Below are 16,319 nucleotides of genomic sequence, written 5' to 3'. Positions count from 1 at the left end.
GGGTCGATCTGGCGTTGGTCGACCATGCCAGTTCTTCGTCGAAACCTGTCGCTTGCAACTTGCCGCTTTGCCCATATGGTCGCAGCATAATTTCAACAGGGGAAACTAAAATGGCGCGCTTTGCAATCGCCCTGGCCATGTCGCTGGCCTGCTCGACCTCGGTCTTCGCTCAAACCGCCGCAGCACCTGCGGAGGAAAAGAAGGACGAAAAATGGGACGTCAACGCGCCCCCCGGCATGACGACACGCAAGGTGAATATTGCTGTCGATGAGGGCAGCTGGATGAACGTCGATGTCGCGCCCGACGGGCGGACGATCGCCTTCGACCTGCTCGGCGACATCTACACCATGCCGATCGAGGGCGGCGCGCCGATGCGCATCGCCGAGGGCCTCGCCTATGAACATCAACCGCGTTTCTCGCCCGACGGCAGTCGCATCGCCTTTGTTTCGGACCGCGGCGGCGGCGACAATATCTGGCTGATGAACCGCGACGGCAGTGGCAAGGTTCAGCTGTCGAAGGAGGATTTCCGCTTGCTCAACCAGCCGAGCTGGTCGCCCGACGGACAGTTCATCGTCGCGAAGAAGCATTTCACCACCGGCCGCTCGCTCGGCACCGGCGAGGTGTGGATGTACCATGTTTCGGGCGGTGCGGGCGTGCCGCTGGTCAAAAAGGCCAGCGAGCGGCTGCAGAAGGAACTGGGCGAACCCATTTTTGCGGCCGACGGCAAGAGCGTCTTCTATACCCGCAACGTCACGCCGGGACCGATCTTCGAATATGCGCAGGACAGCAACACCGACCTGTTCCACATTGAGCGCTACAGCCTCGAGGACGGCGAGGTCAGCACCGCCGCCTCGGGACCCGGCGGTGCGGTGCGCCCCACCCCTTCGCCCGATGGGAAGAAGCTCGCCTTCGTCCGCCGTGAAGGCACCCAATCGAAGCTCTATGTGAAGGATCTTGCCTCGGGCGCCGAACGGAAAATCTATGACGCGCTCGATCAGGATGTGCAGGAAACCTGGGCGGTCACCGGCGTTTATCCGAACATGGCCTGGACCCGCGACAGCAAGGACGTGATCTTCTGGGCCGGCGGCAAGCTGCGCCGCGTCGGCGGCACCGGCGGCGAAGCGCGGATCATCCCGTTCAGCGTCAACGATGATCGCGTGGTCATCGATGCGACGCACCCGACCGTCGAGCTCGCGCCGGACAGCTTCGAAACCAAGATGCCGCGCTGGGCCGAAGTGTCGCCCGACGGCCGTACCGTCGTGTTCGAAACGCTCGGCAAACTATGGACCAAGCCCGCAGCCGGCGGCACCGCGCGGCGCCTGACCGCGGCGAAGGACGATGCGATGGAGCTGTGGCCGAGCTGGTCGCGCGACAATAAGTCGATCGTCTTCGTGCGCTGGACCGACGGCGGCCTTGGTGAAATTCAGGTCATTCCGGCGGCGGGCGGCACCGCTCGCAAGGTTACGACCAATCCGGGACATTATGCCGAACCGCGCTTTTCGCCCGACGGCAAGACGATCGTTTTCGAACGCCGCAGCAGCGGCGGGCTGACCTCGACCCGCTGGAGCGAAGACCCCGGCATCTACCGCATCGCTGCCGCCGGCGGCGCGTCCGAGCGCATCACCTCCGACGGCGCGAAACCGCAGTTCGGCGCCGGCAATGATCGCGTGTTCATGGTCACCGCAGGCGACGGCAAAAGCCAGCTCGTCAGCACCGATCTTCATGGTCAGGACAAGCGCACCCATGCGAACGGCGAACTGGTCAGCGACTATGAAATCTCGCCCGACGGCCGCACCCTGGCGTTCCGGCAGAATTACGACGCCTATGTCACCCCGCTGATGCCCGGCGGGCAGGATGTGTCGCTCGGCACCAAGAGCGGCGCGCTGCCCGTCACGCGGGTCAGCGGCAGCGGCGCCGATTTCATGCATTGGTCGAACGGCGGCACCAAGCTCCACTGGAGCCGCGGCGCCACATTGTTCAGCGCGGATCTGGCCAGCCTGTTCACCAACGCCCCGGCCGACGACAAGGCGCCCAAATTCGCTCCGCCGACCGATGGTGTCTCGCTGTCGATGACGCAGGCGACGGCGAAACATAAGGGCGCGGTGGTCATCACCGGCGCGCGGATCGTCACCATGGCCGGCAAGGACGGCGGCATCATCGACAATGGCGCGATCCTGATCGAGGGCGACCGCATCGCCGCCGTCGGTCCGCTCGCGTCGATCAGCGTTCCTGCGGGCGCGGTCACCGTCGACGCCACCGGCAAGACCATCGTCCCCGGCTTCGTCGACGCCCATGCCCATGGCAGCCACGGCGACGACGAACTGGTGCCCCAACAGAACTGGTCCGAAATCGTCAATCTCGCGATGGGTACGACGACCAGCCACAACCCCTCGTCGCGGTCCTCGGAGATATTCCCCTCGTCCGAAATGCAGCGCGCCGGTATCATCCTCGCCCCGCGTATCTTCTCGACCGGCGAGATCATCTATGGCGCCAAGGCGGCCGGGGTCTATGCCGAGATCAATAGCTATGAGGACGCGTTGGCGCATGTCCGCCGCCTGAAGTCGCAGGGCGCCCACAGCGTCAAAAACTACAACCAGCCGCGCCGCGAACAGCGCCAGATGGTCGTGAAGGCCGCGCAGGCCGAGGGCATGGAGGTCGTGCCCGAGGGTGGCTCGCTCTACACCATGGACCTGACCTTGATCCAGGACGGCAATTCGACCGTCGAGCATAATATCCCGCTGCACACCTTCTATCAGGATCTGGTGCAGTTCTGGGGCCAGACCAAGACCGACTACACGCCGACGCTCGTCGTCACTTATGGCGGCCCGGCGGGCGATCCCTATTGGCGCGCCCACACCAATGTGTGGGAGCATCCGATCTTGACCAGGCATATCCCGCCTGCCGAACTCGCGGCGAACAACAAGCGCCGCGTCATCGCGCCCGAGGGCGACTATGTCGACGATGATTCGGCGCGCGAAGCCTGGAAGATCGCGCAGACCGGACGCATGGTATCGATCGGCGCGCACGGCCAGCAATCGGGCCTCGGCGCACATTGGGAGATCTGGTCGTTCGTCCGTGGCGGCTGGAGCAATATCGACGCGCTGCGCGCAGCGACGATTATGCCCGCAACGTCGCTTGGCTATGCCAAGGACGTCGGTTCGCTCGAACCCGGCAAGCTGGCCGACCTGCTGATCCTCGACGCCGATCCGACGCAGAATATCCGCAATACCGAACTTATTCACCGGGTCATGCTCGGCGGTCGCCTCTACGACCCGCTGACGATGGACGAGGTCGATACGGGCAACCGCAAACGTGCGCCCTATGGCTGGGAAACCGATTCGCCCTCGGCGCCGTGACGAATGGGGGCCGAGCCGGGATTCAACGCCCGGCTCGGCTCCCGTTATGAAACGACGAACTGTTGTGGTGAACGGCGCATCACCCTTGCGCCCCTAACCCCTTTGCCTATAGACATTTGCGCTTGGGGATGACTGAGGCCTGCGGGCCGGGGGGAAGATTTTGCGTAAACTAAGTGCCCGAATTGCGGCCGTTGCGGCGTCGGTGACGACCTTGTCCCATGCGTCGGCCGCCTATGCGCAAAGCACGCTCCCCGATCCCGAGGGTTCGGGCGCCATCGTCAACGCCGTGCGCTGGCTCCAGGGCACGCTGCTGGGCACCGTCGCCACCGTCGTTGCGATCATCGCGGTCGCCTCGGTCGGTTTCCTCATGCTGACGGGCCGGATCAACTGGCGTTATGGCGCCACCGTCATTCTCGGCTGCTTCATCCTGTTCGGCGCCGCCAGCATCGTCGCCGGCATCCAGTCGAGCTCCGGCGGGCTCTAATGAGCGACCTCGACCGCGATCCCCTGTTTGTGGCGCTCACCCGCCCGCAGATGTTCGCGGGCGTCACCTACAGCTTCTTCGTGATCAATGCGATTGCGGCGACCGAGCTGTTCCTGATCTTCCGATCGCTCTGGGCGCTGTTCGGCGCACTGGTGATCCACCTGATCGGCGCGCTGCTGTGCCTGCGCGAACCACGCTTCTTCGACATCTGGCTGACCAAGGTCAGCCGCTGTCCGCGCGTGAAGAATTTCAAGACCTGGCAGTGCAACTCCTATCGGCCCTGAAACCGCGCCCGGCGGCAAGCGACGGCGAGGCGCCGGCGGGCAAACATTTGCCCTATGGCCGCCATGTCGACGATCATACGATCGAGACACGCGACGGCCTGTTGATGCAGGTCATCCGCCTGCGCGGCATCCTGTTCGAAACCGCCGACAGCGACGAGCTCAACTACCGCAAGCTGCTGCGCGACGCGATGCTGCAGGCGATCGGCTCTTCGCGCTACGCGCTCTATCACCATGTCGTGCGACGTCAGGCGAGCATTGAGCTAGACGGCGATTTCGGCGACGATTTTTCCGCCGGGCTCGACGCGCGCTGGCAGGCGCGGCTCGCAACCAAGCAGCTCTATCGCAACGACCTCTATCTCACCCTCGTCCGCCGCCCGGCGCCGGGCCGTATGGGGCTGCTCGACCGCCTGTCGGGCTGGCTCGGCCAGACCGGGCAGGATTATCAGGCGACGGTGGCGCAGGAACTGCGTCTTCTCGACACGGCGCGTGAGGCGCTGATGGCGCAGCTCGGCAGCTATCAGCCCGAATTGCTCGGTCTCTACGACACCGACCAGGGGCTCTGCTCCGAACCGCTCGAATTTTTCGGCCAGCTCTTTTCGGGCGAACCGCGCCGCCTGCTCGCCCCGCATCAGGACGCCGGCGATTATCTGCCTGACCGGCGGATCAGCTTCGGCGCCGAGACGATCGAGCTTGCCCCTGTCGGCAACGCTGAGCGCCGTTTCGTCGGCATCGTCGCGATCAAGGATTATCCCGCGTCGACCGCGACCGGCATGTTCGACGAGCTGCTGCGCTTGCCGTTCGAAATGGTGATGGCGCAAAGCTTCGCCTTCGTCGACCGCCAGCCCGCGCTCGGCAAGATGAACCTGGCGCTGCGCCGGATGCGCTCGACCGAGGATGAAGCCCTGAGTTTGCGCGACCAGCTGGCGCGCGCCAAGGATGATGTCGCCGCGGGCCGCGCCGCCTTTGGCGAACATCATATGACGATCGCCGTCCACGGCGCGAGCGAAGCCGAGGTCAGCGCCAATATCGCCGACGTTCAGGCGTCGCTCGCCGAGCTCGGCATCATCTCGGTGCGTGAGGATATCGCGCTCGAACCGACTTTCTGGTCGCAGTTTCCCGGCAACTTTAAATATATCGTCCGCCGCGGCATGGTGTCCTCGGCCAATTTCGCGGGACTCGCCAGCGGGCACAATTTTGCGGCGGGCCGTGCCGATGGCAATATCTGGGGCAAGGCGGTCACCGTCTTCGAAACCACCGCCGCAGGGCCCTATTATTTCAACTTCCACCAAGGCGACCTCGGCAATTTCACGGTCATCGGTCCGTCGGGTTCGGGCAAGACCGTCGTCGTCAACTTCCTGCTCGCGCAGGCGCGCCGCTTTGACCCGCGGATCATCTTCTTCGACAAGGATCGCGGCGCCGAATTGTTCATTCGCGCGATCGGCGGTCGCTACGACCAACTCCGTCCAGGTGTTGCGAGCGGACTCAATCCGCTCCAGCTCGACGACACGCCGGTCAACCGCCAGTTCCTGATCGACTGGCTCGCGCAGCTCGTCGGCGGCGCCGGCATCGAGGAAATGGCGCAGATCAAGGATGCAGTCGACGCGAGCTATGCGCAGCCGCCCGCGCACCGCCGCCTGCGCCACGTCGCCGAACTCTTCCGCGGCGGCCACCGTCCGCGCGCCGACGATATGTGGTCGCGGCTACGGCCCTGGTGGGGCGACGGCGAGCGCGCCTGGCTGTTCGACAATGTCGAAGATCTGACCGACATGGACAGCCCCACCATAGGCTTCGACATGACCGTCATCCTCGACGATGCCGCCATGCGCACCCCGACGATGATGTACCTGTTCCACCGCGTCGAGGAACGGCTGACCGGCGAGGAAACGATCATCGTCGTCGACGAAGGCTGGAAGGCGCTCGACGACGACGTCTTCGTGCGCCGGATCAAGGATTGGGAAAAGACGATCCGCAAACGCAACGGCATCGTCGGCTTCGCGACCCAAAGCGCGCAGGACGCGCTCGAAAGCAAGATCGCGAGCGCGCTGATCGAACAGGTCGCGACGCAGATCTTCATGGCGAACCCGAAAGCGCGCGCCGCCGATTATATGGACGGTTTCGGGCTGACAGAGCATGAGTTTCAGCTGATCCGCACCCTGCCCGACGATGCGCATTGCTTCCTCGTCAAACATGGCAACGACAGCGTTGTCGTGCGGCTGAACCTGTCCGGCGAGCGCGACCTGCTGACCATCTTGTCGGGCCGCGAGCGCACCGTGCGGCTGCTCGACCAGATCCGCGAAACCGCGGGCGACGATCCCGGCGCGTGGATGTCGCGCCTGCTGGCGGTCGCATGACCTTCGCTCTCGCCACGACTTGCGCGCCCTCGGCGGCCGGCAGTTTCGTTGCGGGCACGCTCGCGTCGATCGAATGCCATGCGCAAACGATCGGCAACGCGGGCTATCTCGCCATGTCGGCGCCGGGATCGAGCATCTCGGCCTTTCTGACCGCGATGCTGACGATCCTCATCGCGCTGATCGGCTATCGCATGTTCGTCGGGCGCGGTCCCGATCTCGGTGGCGGACTGTTGATCTTTGCCAAGATCGGCATCGTGCTGGCGCTGGCGACCAGCTGGCCCGCCTTTCGCACCCTCGTCTATGATGTCGCGATCGACACACCGGCACAGCTCGGCGCGACCGTCGGCGGCGCGGCCTCGCTCACGGGGGGCGGCCAGGCTCTGACCGGCCGCCTGTCCGAAACCGACCGCGCGCTGCGGACGCTCAACGCCTGGGGCGTCGGCAGCGAGCAGAACCGCGCCGGCGTCAGCGACAATCAGAATGTCGAGCCTGACACCACCTATGAAACCAAGGCGCTCGGTGCGGCGCGGATGAGCTTCCTGACCGGCGCGATCGGCAGCATCGCGCTGACCCGGCTGACGGCGGGGGTCTTGCTCGCGCTCGGCCCCTTGTTCATCGCCTTTCTGCTCTTCGATGCGACGCGGGGGATCTTTGGCGGATGGCTGCGCGGCCTCATCGGACTGACGCTCGGCACGACCGCGAGTTCGCTGGTCCTCGCGGTCGAAACCGCAATCGTCCAGCCGCGCGTCGTGACGCTGATCAATCTGCGCGCCTCGGGCTATTCGATCGCCGGGTCGGCGACCGAATTGCTCGTCCTCGGCATCGTCTTCGCGATTGTCACCCTCGCGGTCCTGCTGGTCTCCTTCTATATCGCAGCGGGACTGCGATTGCCGAGCTGGCAATGGACACAGCAATATCTGCCCGCGTCGCTCGGCGGTTCGGGTGTCGCCGCCGGCCAGCGCGCCCTCGCCCAGCCCGCCGAGCGCGCCGATCCTCGTTCGCGCGCTGCCGTCGTCGTTGACGCCGTCGAGGCGATGCAGCGCCGCGAGGCGACCGCCGGCGCGAATAGCGGCGGCGGCAATGATCGCGCTCGCGCGGTCGCCGGCGCCGCCTCGACCACCACGGCATCGCGCAACAGCCAGCGCGCGCCCATCGATACCGGAGGCGACGCCCCGACACGCCGCCGCACCACGGGCCGCAGCTCGACGAGCGGGACGCGGCGGGACACACGCTGATGAAGCAGGATATGAAACAGAACCGCGAAGACTATCTGCAGGCCGCCGAAAGCTGGGGCGCCGACCGCCATGACGAGCTCACAAAATCGCGCCGCACCGCGTGGATCGTCGCCAGCGTCGCGGCGGCGATTGCGCTGTGCGAAGCGCTGGCGCTCGTTTTCCTGATGCCGCTCAAGACCGTCGAGCCCTATACCCTGCTCGTCGACCGCCACACCGGCTATGTTCAGGCGCTTAACCCGCTCGAACCCGCGCGGGTCAGCGGCGATACCGCGCTGACGCAAAGCTTCCTCGTCCAATATGTCATCGCCCGCGAAAATTATGACGTCGATTCGGTCCAGAACGACTATCGCAAGGTCGCTTTGTGGTCGGCAGACAAGGCGCGCTCCGATTATCTCGGGCTGATGCAATCGAACAATCCGGCGAGCCCGCTCGTCAAATATCCGCGCAACAGCGTGGTCGAAACACAGGTGAAGAGCGTTTCGCCGATCAGCGCCAATGTCGCGTTGATCCGCTTCGACACCCGTCGCCGCGATGCCGCGGGCGACTGGCAACCGGCGCAAAGCTGGGTGTCGACGATCAAATATCGCTATTCGGGTGAGCCGATGAAGCAGGAGGACCGGGTGTTCAATCCGCTCGGTTTCCAGGTCCTCAGCTATCGCCGCGACGCCGAAATGCTGCCCGCCGCTGTTCCCGCCGACACGCGCCCGGCGGCGACAAATGACGCCGCCGCCCCGATCGCCGTCGGCGATGAGGCGCTGCCGCAACCGCCAGCAGGGCCGCCGCGTAAGGGCGATGTCGTCAAAGTCCTGCCCAATGGCACTCAGGTCACGCTGTGAACCGACTGGCGCCCTTGCTTCTGGTCGCGTTGTTCGCGGCGCCGGCGACGGCGCAGATCGATCCACAGCCGGTCGACGTCGACGCCGCGATCCAGTCGGTCACCTATGCCGAGGGCAAGATCGTACGGCTGACCGCCGCCGTGGGGTATCAACTGACCGTAGAAATCTCGCCCGACGAAGTGATCGAGAATATCGCGGTCGGCGACAGCAGCGTCTGGCAGGTGTCGCCCAGCCGCCGCGGCGACCGGATTTTCATCAAGCCGCTGCAATATGGCATCACGACGAACATGACGGTCGTGACCGGCACGCGCACCTATTTGTTCGAACTCGCCCCGTCCAACTATGGCGGCGCGGGATCGGCACAGATCATACGCTTCGCCTACCCCGAAGCGAAGCCGGTGATCACGCCGCCCGACGACCAGCGCGTCGACCAGGGCCTCTACAAGCTCACCGGTACGCGCGAACTGTTTCCCGCCGCGATCAGCGAAGACGGCGCGCGCACCTATATGCAATGGAATGACGATGGCTTGCTGCCGGCGGTCTATGTCGTCGACAAATTGGGGCAGGAAGTGCTGGTCGACGCGATGATGCGCGATGGAATATTGACCATCGACGAAGTCGTACCCAGCCTCGTCTTCCGCCTCGACGGGAAGCTCGCCCGGGCGGTCCGCCGCAGCCAGGCGCGTGCAAAATGACCGACGCCACCGCCACCCCCGAACCCGTGCCGGTCAACGCGCCGGTCGTTCGCCGCCCGCGTCAGGGCTTGCCAACGCCTTTGCTGGTGGGCCTTGCGTTGCTCACGGCGATCATCCTGTTCGTGGCGCTCGAGGCGCGGCGCCAGAATGCGGAGGCGCCGGCTGTCAGCGGCGTCCAAAGCGCGATGATCGCGGCCCCGCCGCCGCTCGCCATTCCCGACGCCTATCCCCAGCCGCCACAGCTTCTGCCCGCGCCGATCGGGCCGTCGCTCGAAGCGCCCGCGCGCAACGCGCCGCCGCCCCCGCCGCAGATCGTCTATATGCCCTCGCCGCCCCAAGGTCCGCCGCAGGGTTATGATCCGCCCCAACCGCCCCCGCGTGCCGGCGGGGCCGGTCCGGTGCTCGTCTATGATGGCGGCGCTTCGGGGGCTGCCGCGAACGGATCGCAGGACGACGGCAGCGGATCGCAACGCGCGGCCACAACGCCCGAGGCTGGCCGTGTCCGCGCCGGCGTGCTGGCCAATCGGTCAACCACCGTCGTGCAGGGCTCGCTCATCGCGGCGGTACTCGAAACCCCGCTCGACAGTTCGCGCCCCGGCTTCTCGCGCGCCGTCGTCTCGCGCGACGTGCGCAGCTTCGATGGCAGTCGCGTGCTCATCCCGCGCGGCAGCCGCCTGATCGGCGAATATCGCTCCGAAGCGACCCAAGGGCAGAAGCGCGCCTTCATCACCTGGACGCGGTTGATCCGTCCGGACGGCGCTACGATCGCGCTGAACTCGCCCTCGGGCGACCCGCTCGGTCGCGGCGGGGTGAAGGCGAAGGTCAACAGCCATTTCTTCTCGCGCTTTGGCGAAGCCATTCTCCAGTCGGTGCTCGACATCGGCGTCAACGCCGCCGCGAGCGCAACCAATTCGCCCGTCGTCATCCTGCCCGGCGGCACCGGCGCGCAGCGGCCGCAGCCCACCACCATCGCGCCGACGCTGAAGGTCGCCCAGGGCACCAGCATCTCGGTGTTCGTCGCGCGCGACCTCGATTTTTCGGGCGTGGAGCGGCGCTGAGATGGGCAACGTCGCGGCCCTGCCGGACGACCGCGTCTATTTCCGCAGCTATCTCGCGCCGCTTGCCGCCCTGCTCGAACGCGACGATGTCACCGACATCTATGTCAACCGTCCCGGCGAGGCCTGGGCCGAATCGTTGACGGGCAAGATCGAGACGCACGAAATTCCGGCGCTGACCGAACAGATGCTCGAACGGCTGGCGCGACAGATCGCGGCGCTGTCGCATCAGGGCATCAACCGCGAGCATCCGTTGCTGTCGGCGACGATGCCCGACGGCGCGCGTGTCCAGATCGTCGCGCCGCCGGCCACGCGTGGAACGATGGCGCTTGCGATCCGCAAGCATGTCTCGCCCGACCTGCGGCTTGAGGATTATGCGGACAGCGGTGCCTTCGCCGCCACCAAAGCGGGAAAGATCGGCGACACGAACGCACTCGATAAGCAGCTCCACGACCTGCTCGGCGCCGGCGATATCCCGGCGCTGCTGCGTACCGCCGTACAAAGCCGCAAAAATATCCTGATCTCGGGCGGCACCTCGTCGGGCAAGACGACGTTCCTCAATGCGCTGCTGCGCGAAGTGCCCGAACGCGAGCGACTGATCCTGATCGAGGATACGCCCGAAATCACCATCCGCCATCCCAATGCCGTCGGCCTGCTCGCAGCGCGCAGCGCGCTCGGCGAAACGCACACGACCGCCGAGGATCTGCTGAGCGCTTCGCTGCGCCTTCGCCCCGATCGCATCATCCTGGGCGAGCTACGCGGGGTTGAAGCTTTTTCCTTCCTGCGCGCGGTCAACAGCGGCCATCCGGGATCGATGACGACGATCCACGCCGACAGCCCCGAACGCGCGATCGAACAACTAACCCTGCTCGTCTTGCAATCGGGCAGCCGCCTCGACCGCACCGACGTGCATCATTATGTGCGCTCGACGGTCGACGTCTTTGTCCAACTCGGCCGCAGCGGCGGCAAGCGCCATATCGCCGAGGTCAAATTGCGCGAGGCCGGCGCCTGATCAAAAGCCGGCTGGCAGCACCCGCCGCTCTATCCAAGCAAAGTCCGGCGATCGATTCCCGTAATGCTCATCGAAGCGACTACTTCATCGCTTGGCGGATGTGCCCGTAAAACTGCCATTGGTGATATTGTCGGCCAGGATATTGCCACCATTGCTGATCACCGCGCCTCCGCCTTGCGTCGAAACGCCCAGTTTGTTGTGCGCGATGAGGCTATCGCTGACCAGAATCCTCGCTCCCGCGCCGCGCGCGTCGATAGCCCCGACCTTGTGGCCGGAAAGAACAGTGTTTTCGATCGCCAGTTCGACCCGTCCACCCGAGGTCTCGGCATAGATCCCGTGGTTGGCAAAACCCCAGCTGTCGTAGAGCGTGTTAGCAATCACGCTATTCGACACCACACCCTTCACTGACCCCGTCGGCGAAACCGAACCGACAAGTATTCCCGCTCTCAAACTGTTGGTGATACGGACATTAGTGGCCGAAAAATTCACCGATCCCGTCGTCGGCGCGCCGATATTGTAGCCAAAACTCAACCCGCAAAAAGCGTAGGTGGAGGTTATGTTATCGACATGCACGTCGCCCGAACCCACGATGGAGATTGCGCAGTCGCCCAGAAAGCTCAAATTCGTGTTCCGGACGTGAAGTTCGCCGCCCGTATTGAACAATATTCCACCTTGGCCGGCGACATACTCGCCTTGGATATCGAGACCACTGAGGAGTATTATATCGCTCGGCCCCGCATTTACGATGATCGCGGTCGGACGATACCCCTCATCGGTCTCTACAGCCTGTATACCACCCGCCGCGCGGTCACAGATGATCGAGATCGACTTGGTGATCGTGAGCATCCCGAATGTTCCGGGATCGAGGCAGTTTATTTCGCCGCCCGCAGCGGTCTTGGCAATCGCGCCTTGGAACGTCTTGCACGGGGCGGTCCGACTGCACGGATTGGCATCGTCACCGACTCCCGAAACCCAGGTCCGGGTCGCCTGCGCCGACGCGGGCGCGGAAAAGCCGAACGCGCCGGCAAACAACGCGGTTGCGCTCAACAGAGCGCTTGTTTTGAGCGACATGATTTTGTCCGCAATGGCGGGAGATATGGGAAGCGAGAGCCGACGCAAATCGCGCCGGCTCCGCAAACCCGGCTTACTGCTTGGTCGCAGTCGCCGTGAACGTCCCGTTGGAATTGTTGCCCGCCAGCACATTGTCACCAAAGGTGACGAGGTTGCCGCCGGTCAACGAGCGCACGCCATTGCCGTTCTGGGTGATCGTGGTCCCGCTGACATTCACCGTCGCCAGCGCGTCTTCGGACATGACGCCGGTGCTGCTGTTGCCGGTCACGACCGAATCGACCAGCGTGACATTGACCGTGCCACCGCCGGCGGCCGAACGGGCGTAGACCCCGATCTGGCTGTCGGTAATCTGTGTGTGAGAGATCGTCCCCTTGACGCTCGAACCCGCTGCCGATGCATCGATGCGGATACCGCCACGATTATTGTCGGAAATCCGGCTGTTGTTGATCAGGATATTGGCCGCGACATTGGTCGCCGGCTGCACCAGAATAGCACCGGTGACGCCCGATGCCGCGCCATTGTCGACAAGCACGACATTGTCGACCGTCAGCGTCGCGCCGGTTGTCGAGGTGGGCGCGAAGTTGATCGCATAGCCGCCCGCGCCGCGGAAACCGCGGACGGTCGAATTTTTGATGTACAACCCGGCGCCGCTGGTGAAACGAACGGCATTGGTCCCGTTGCCGAAGCCCTGCAGATCGAAACCGCTGAGCAGCACGACGTCGTTCACGCCGGCCACGATATTGATCCCGTTGCCGCTCGACACCAGCACGCCGTCCAGCACGCCCTCACAGATCAGCGAGATCGCCTTGGTGATCGTGACCGCGCCAAAGCCGCCCGGATCAAGGCAGTTGATTTCGCCGCCCGCCGCCGTTTTGGAGATCGCGCCGGCAAAGGTCTTGCACGGTGCGGTGCGGCTGCACGGATTGGCGTCGTCGCCGACGCCCGAAATCCAGGTGCGCGTCGCCTGCGCCGAGGCGGGCGTGGCGAGCGGAATGGCGAGCATCGCCACAAAAGCGGCGATCAGGCCGCGCAACAGATATTTGGTCATCGATATTCCCCCAATATGGCCCCAATCGCCTTTCGGCCCAGCGCCGAACGATCAGAGTGTTTCCCATTCTGCCCGATGTCGGAGATTCGCGGCACGCCGCTCAGGCGGCCCCCCAATTTCCGTCCGGCAGGGAGATTCGCCGGCTCCCCACGACGCCGCCTTCTCCTGCGGCCCTGCATGACAGGATTGGCCATGGCTAGCAAGCGCTTAACCATGACATGATGCCCACCGAAAGGCTCGCTATCCTATTCTTTTCTCGCCGCATTTCGACAATTTGCCATTTTCGGACGCGTCCGGGGGTTGCCAGATGGACCGAGCGCGGCTAGGGGCCTCTGCCTCAGCGAGGAGAGTTGGCTGAGTGGTCGAAAGCGTCGCACTCGAAATGCGAAGTGCCGGCAACGGTACCGAGGGTTCGAATCCCTCACTCTCCTCCAGCCTGCCCCATCTTTAACCAGCGATGGACTGTGCGCCGCCCCGGACATCCGGGGCGGCAGGGGCGGTTATAGTCGAACGCCGACCGCCGGCGCGGTCAGCGAGGCCATGATCACGCCGATCACAATGAAAAGCACGATCGCAACGATGACGACGACGACGGTGTATCCGATCGCCTTGTCCTGCGGGACCTTCATCAGGATCGGCAGCCCGAGATAGAGGAGGTACAGGCTGTAGAGGCCGACGATCGCCAAAATGGCAAGCGCCGGGACCAGTCCGAAAATCCCGGCGAGCCATGCCGCCGTCGAGGAATAAGCGGCGACCTTCAGCGCCTGGATCTGGTTTTTCTGGCCCCCGAAGTTCGGCGCCAGGCCGTCGATGACCAGCGCCAGAAGGAAGACGCTCGCAAGCCCCAGTCCATAAGACACGACCGCCGAAACCAGCGAGCCCACGAGCGGCGGGTGGAACGACACGCCCAAAAAGCTGTAGCCGAAAACCTGCCCGCCAATGAATTGCGCTGCTGGGCCGATGGCGGCCAGGATCATCACATAGGGCACATAGATCGATTGAGTGGTTGCCGGTTCGGTGTCGATCGCAGCCCAGGTTTCGGTTGGCTTGAGGATGATGTCCTTGGCGCGCTGGATGATCCCCGATGCGGGCGTGCCGGGAAGGATGGGGTCGCCAAAAGGTGTCTCGTTCATGAAAATGCCTTTCCCTTGCTGCCAATCCGGACGGCCGAAATCCAACGAGAAACGAGCGGAGGCCGCCCCGGCAGACTAACCCAAACGGCGAAGCCGTCTATAACCTTCATCACAGCGCGATGCGGTCAGTCGAGTGTAACGGGCTTGAAACAAGCGGGAATGGCCATAAATTAGCGCGATGACGTCCGAATCGCCGCTCGAATTTGCCGGGAACGACCGCAAAGCGGTCACCGCACCGTTGATCGACCGCGCGCGTTTTGCGCCGGGCGACATCGTGCGCCACCGCATGTTCGATTTCCGCGGCGTCGTGTTCGACATCGACCCGGTCTTCGCGAACAGCGACGAATGGTATGAAGCGATCCCCGAAGGCATCCGCCCGGCGAAGGAGCAGCCCTTCTATCACCTGCTCGCCGAAAATGAGGATTCGTCGTACATCGCCTATGTCAGCCAGCAAAATCTGGTCGCCGACGGCGAGCGCGGCCCGGTCGACCATCCGCAGATCGACGCGATGTTCGAATGGCTCGACCAGGGGGGCTATCGCCTGCGCGCGATCCACCGCCACTAAGCGGGTTTGATCAGGCCTTGAGCTTCCAGCCCGAGGCGAGCAGGCGATAGGTCACGACGCCGAGCGCCACATTCACCCCGACCAGCACCAGGATTGCGGTCAGGATCGGGTTGGCGATCGTCGAATCGACGGTGCCGATGAACCCGTAGCGGAAGCCCATGATCGCATAATAGACGGGGTTCGCATGGGCCACGCCCTGGAACGCCGGCGCCAGACGATCGATCGCATAGAAGGTGCCCGACAGCAGCGCGAGCGGCGTCACGACGAAATTGGTCACGGCGGCGGCATGGTCGAACTTCTCGGCCCACACCGAGGTGATGAGCCCGAGGAACCCCATCATCGCCGCACCGAGCACACCGAACACCACGACCGCCCACAGATGATCGGGCAGGATATGAACGCCGGGCCACAGCAGCATCGCCAGCCACAACGCGCATCCGACGAGGATCGCGCGCGTGACCGCGGCGCCGATCAGCGCGATGATCAGTTCGCCCACGGCCAGCGGCGGCATCAGATAGTCGACGATCGTCCCCTGGATCTTGCCGACCAGCAGCGAAAATGAGGCGTTGGCGAAACTGTTCTGCAGCATCGCCATCATAATCAGTCCGGGCGCGACGAAATCGGCAAAGGGAACCCCGATGACAGTCCGCCCCGCCCCGCCCAGCGCGACGGTGAAAATGACCAAAAAAAGAAGCGTCGTGATCGCCGGCGCCCAGATAGTTTGCAGCTGGACCTTGAAAAAGCGCCGCACCTCTTTGACATATAGGGCCTGCATGCCCGGCACGTTCAGCGTCCGGATATGCGGAACGCCCGGCTCCGCAAACGGCGGGGTCGCGGCGAACTCACCCGGCATGGTGCCCGAGTCGGGGCGCGAAATTTGGGGCTGGTCGTTCATGGCGTTCTCGCCTATCGCCTCCCCGACTTTCCCGCAAGCTGGGCAACGACGGCCGCGTTCCGCAGGGGACCGCCGGACCGCCCGCACGGCGGAATGATAAGGATTTGAAGAATGTCTTGGACCGACGAGCGCATCGAGAGCCTGCGCAACATGTGGGAAAAGGGGCTGACCGCCAGCCAGATCGCCGACGAACTCGGCGGCGTCAGCCGTAACGCAGTGATCGGCAAGGCGCATCGCCTCGGCCTGAAATCGCGCCCCTCGCCGGTGAAGGCGACCGAGAAGGTCAAGCCCGCCAAAGT

At 64.5% G+C, this 16,319-nt stretch carries 15 protein-coding genes and 1 tRNA gene; 12 read left to right on the top strand and 4 right to left on the bottom strand.

Annotated elements, in window-relative coordinates:
* The first annotated feature begins 110 nt into the window (after window positions 1-110).
* The 9 genes from ACREB7_RS06880 to virB11 all read left to right on the top strand — a co-directional run bounded on the left by ACREB7_RS06880 (window position 111) and on the right by virB11 (window position 11,308).
* Entirely contained in the window at window positions 111-3,356 is a 3,246-nt protein-coding gene (locus ACREB7_RS06880; protein ID WP_431591550.1) for an amidohydrolase family protein, read from the top strand.
* A 160-nt stretch (window positions 3,357-3,516) separates the two neighbouring features.
* Window positions 3,517-3,840, top strand: a complete 324-nt coding sequence (locus ACREB7_RS06875) for a TrbC/VirB2 family protein (protein ID WP_431591549.1) — start codon at window positions 3,517-3,519, stop codon at window positions 3,838-3,840.
* Window positions 3,840-4,124, top strand: a complete 285-nt coding sequence (locus tag ACREB7_RS06870; RefSeq protein ID WP_077147092.1) for a type IV secretion system protein VirB3 — start codon at window positions 3,840-3,842, stop codon at window positions 4,122-4,124. The genes ACREB7_RS06875 and ACREB7_RS06870 overlap by 1 nt, the downstream gene beginning before the upstream one ends.
* Window positions 4,097-6,475: a VirB4 family type IV secretion/conjugal transfer ATPase gene (locus ACREB7_RS06865; RefSeq protein WP_431591579.1), complete on the top strand. Its 2,379-nt coding sequence runs from the start codon at window positions 4,097-4,099 to the stop codon at window positions 6,473-6,475. Before ACREB7_RS06870 ends, ACREB7_RS06865 begins: the two co-directional genes overlap by 28 nt.
* Window positions 6,472-7,710: a type IV secretion system protein gene (locus ACREB7_RS06860; protein WP_431591548.1), complete on the top strand. Its 1,239-nt coding sequence runs from the start codon at window positions 6,472-6,474 to the stop codon at window positions 7,708-7,710. The genes ACREB7_RS06865 and ACREB7_RS06860 overlap by 4 nt, the downstream gene beginning before the upstream one ends.
* Before the next feature lie 11 nt (window positions 7,711-7,721).
* Window positions 7,722-8,546: a VirB8/TrbF family protein gene (locus ACREB7_RS06855; protein WP_431591547.1), complete on the top strand. Its 825-nt coding sequence runs from the start codon at window positions 7,722-7,724 to the stop codon at window positions 8,544-8,546.
* Window positions 8,543-9,241: a TrbG/VirB9 family P-type conjugative transfer protein gene (locus ACREB7_RS06850; protein ID WP_431591546.1), complete on the top strand. Its 699-nt coding sequence runs from the start codon at window positions 8,543-8,545 to the stop codon at window positions 9,239-9,241. The genes ACREB7_RS06855 and ACREB7_RS06850 overlap by 4 nt, the downstream gene beginning before the upstream one ends.
* The gene (locus ACREB7_RS06845) at window positions 9,238-10,299 is read left to right on the top strand and encodes a TrbI/VirB10 family protein (RefSeq protein ID WP_431591545.1); all 1,062 of its coding nucleotides are present in this window, start codon (window positions 9,238-9,240) and stop codon (window positions 10,297-10,299) included. The genes ACREB7_RS06850 and ACREB7_RS06845 overlap by 4 nt, the downstream gene beginning before the upstream one ends.
* Window position 10,300: 1 nt before the next feature.
* Complete coding sequence (virB11, locus tag ACREB7_RS06840) at window positions 10,301-11,308, top strand: P-type DNA transfer ATPase VirB11 (protein ID WP_431591544.1); 1,008 nt, start codon at window positions 10,301-10,303, stop codon at window positions 11,306-11,308.
* Between the two features lie 84 nt (window positions 11,309-11,392).
* Here the strand turns inward: virB11 and ACREB7_RS06835 are convergent, their stop codons facing one another.
* The gene (locus tag ACREB7_RS06835; RefSeq protein WP_431591543.1) at window positions 11,393-12,379 is read right to left on the bottom strand and encodes a hypothetical protein; all 987 of its coding nucleotides are present in this window, start codon (window positions 12,377-12,379) and stop codon (window positions 11,393-11,395) included.
* Between the two features lie 73 nt (window positions 12,380-12,452).
* Window positions 12,453-13,427, bottom strand: a complete 975-nt coding sequence (locus tag ACREB7_RS06830) for a right-handed parallel beta-helix repeat-containing protein (RefSeq protein WP_431591542.1) — start codon at window positions 13,425-13,427, stop codon at window positions 12,453-12,455.
* Between the two features lie 344 nt (window positions 13,428-13,771).
* On the opposite strand from ACREB7_RS06830, the gene ACREB7_RS06825 reads away from it, so the two are divergent.
* Window positions 13,772-13,861: transfer RNA gene (locus ACREB7_RS06825), tRNA-Ser, on the top strand.
* 66 nt (window positions 13,862-13,927) lie between these two features.
* Here ACREB7_RS06825 and ACREB7_RS06820 read toward each other — a convergent pair.
* Window positions 13,928-14,605: a Yip1 family protein gene (locus tag ACREB7_RS06820; protein ID WP_431591541.1), complete on the bottom strand. Its 678-nt coding sequence runs from the start codon at window positions 14,603-14,605 to the stop codon at window positions 13,928-13,930.
* Between the two features lie 133 nt (window positions 14,606-14,738).
* Between ACREB7_RS06820 and hspQ the strand changes: the two genes are divergently transcribed.
* The gene (hspQ, locus tag ACREB7_RS06815) at window positions 14,739-15,125 is read left to right on the top strand and encodes a heat shock protein HspQ (protein WP_431591540.1); all 387 of its coding nucleotides are present in this window, start codon (window positions 14,739-14,741) and stop codon (window positions 15,123-15,125) included.
* A gap of 10 nt (window positions 15,126-15,135) precedes the next feature.
* Here hspQ and ACREB7_RS06810 read toward each other — a convergent pair whose 3' ends face one another.
* A complete protein-coding gene (locus tag ACREB7_RS06810; protein WP_431591539.1) occupies window positions 15,136-16,020 on the bottom strand; it encodes an ABC transporter permease in 885 nt (294 codons plus the stop codon).
* A gap of 111 nt (window positions 16,021-16,131) precedes the next feature.
* Between ACREB7_RS06810 and ACREB7_RS06805 the strand changes: the two genes are divergently transcribed.
* Window positions 16,132-16,319: GcrA family cell cycle regulator (locus ACREB7_RS06805; RefSeq protein WP_431591538.1), on the top strand; the 188-nt coding region annotated here is incomplete at its 3' end.

The sequence above is a fragment of the Sphingopyxis sp. genome (assembly GCF_050725615.1).
Classification (GTDB): Bacteria; Pseudomonadota; Alphaproteobacteria; order Sphingomonadales; family Sphingomonadaceae; genus Sphingopyxis.
The sequence above is the reverse complement of the archived record's forward strand: the minus strand, read 5'-3'. Positions and strand labels throughout refer to the sequence as shown.

What these genes read in the sequence shown, in the direction of transcription:
- virB11 (WP_431591544.1), top strand. Translation starts at nt 10,301, where the DNA reads ATGGGCAACGTCGCGGCCCTGCCGGACGACCGCGTCTATTTCCGCAGC.
- ACREB7_RS06830 (WP_431591542.1), bottom strand. Translation starts at nt 13,427, where the DNA reads ATGACCAAATATCTGTTGCGCGGCCTGATCGCCGCTTTTGTGGCGATG.
- hspQ (WP_431591540.1), top strand. Translation starts at nt 14,739, where the DNA reads ATGACGTCCGAATCGCCGCTCGAATTTGCCGGGAACGACCGCAAAGCG.
- ACREB7_RS06860 (WP_431591548.1), top strand. Translation starts at nt 6,472, where the DNA reads ATGACCTTCGCTCTCGCCACGACTTGCGCGCCCTCGGCGGCCGGCAGT.
- ACREB7_RS06870 (WP_077147092.1), top strand. Translation starts at nt 3,840, where the DNA reads ATGAGCGACCTCGACCGCGATCCCCTGTTTGTGGCGCTCACCCGCCCG.
- ACREB7_RS06855 (WP_431591547.1), top strand. Translation starts at nt 7,722, where the DNA reads ATGAAACAGAACCGCGAAGACTATCTGCAGGCCGCCGAAAGCTGGGGC.
- ACREB7_RS06845 (WP_431591545.1), top strand. Translation starts at nt 9,238, where the DNA reads ATGACCGACGCCACCGCCACCCCCGAACCCGTGCCGGTCAACGCGCCG.
- ACREB7_RS06835 (WP_431591543.1), bottom strand. Translation starts at nt 12,379, where the DNA reads ATGTCGCTCAAAACAAGCGCTCTGTTGAGCGCAACCGCGTTGTTTGCC.
- ACREB7_RS06810 (WP_431591539.1), bottom strand. Translation starts at nt 16,020, where the DNA reads ATGAACGACCAGCCCCAAATTTCGCGCCCCGACTCGGGCACCATGCCG.
- ACREB7_RS06880 (WP_431591550.1), top strand. Translation starts at nt 111, where the DNA reads ATGGCGCGCTTTGCAATCGCCCTGGCCATGTCGCTGGCCTGCTCGACC.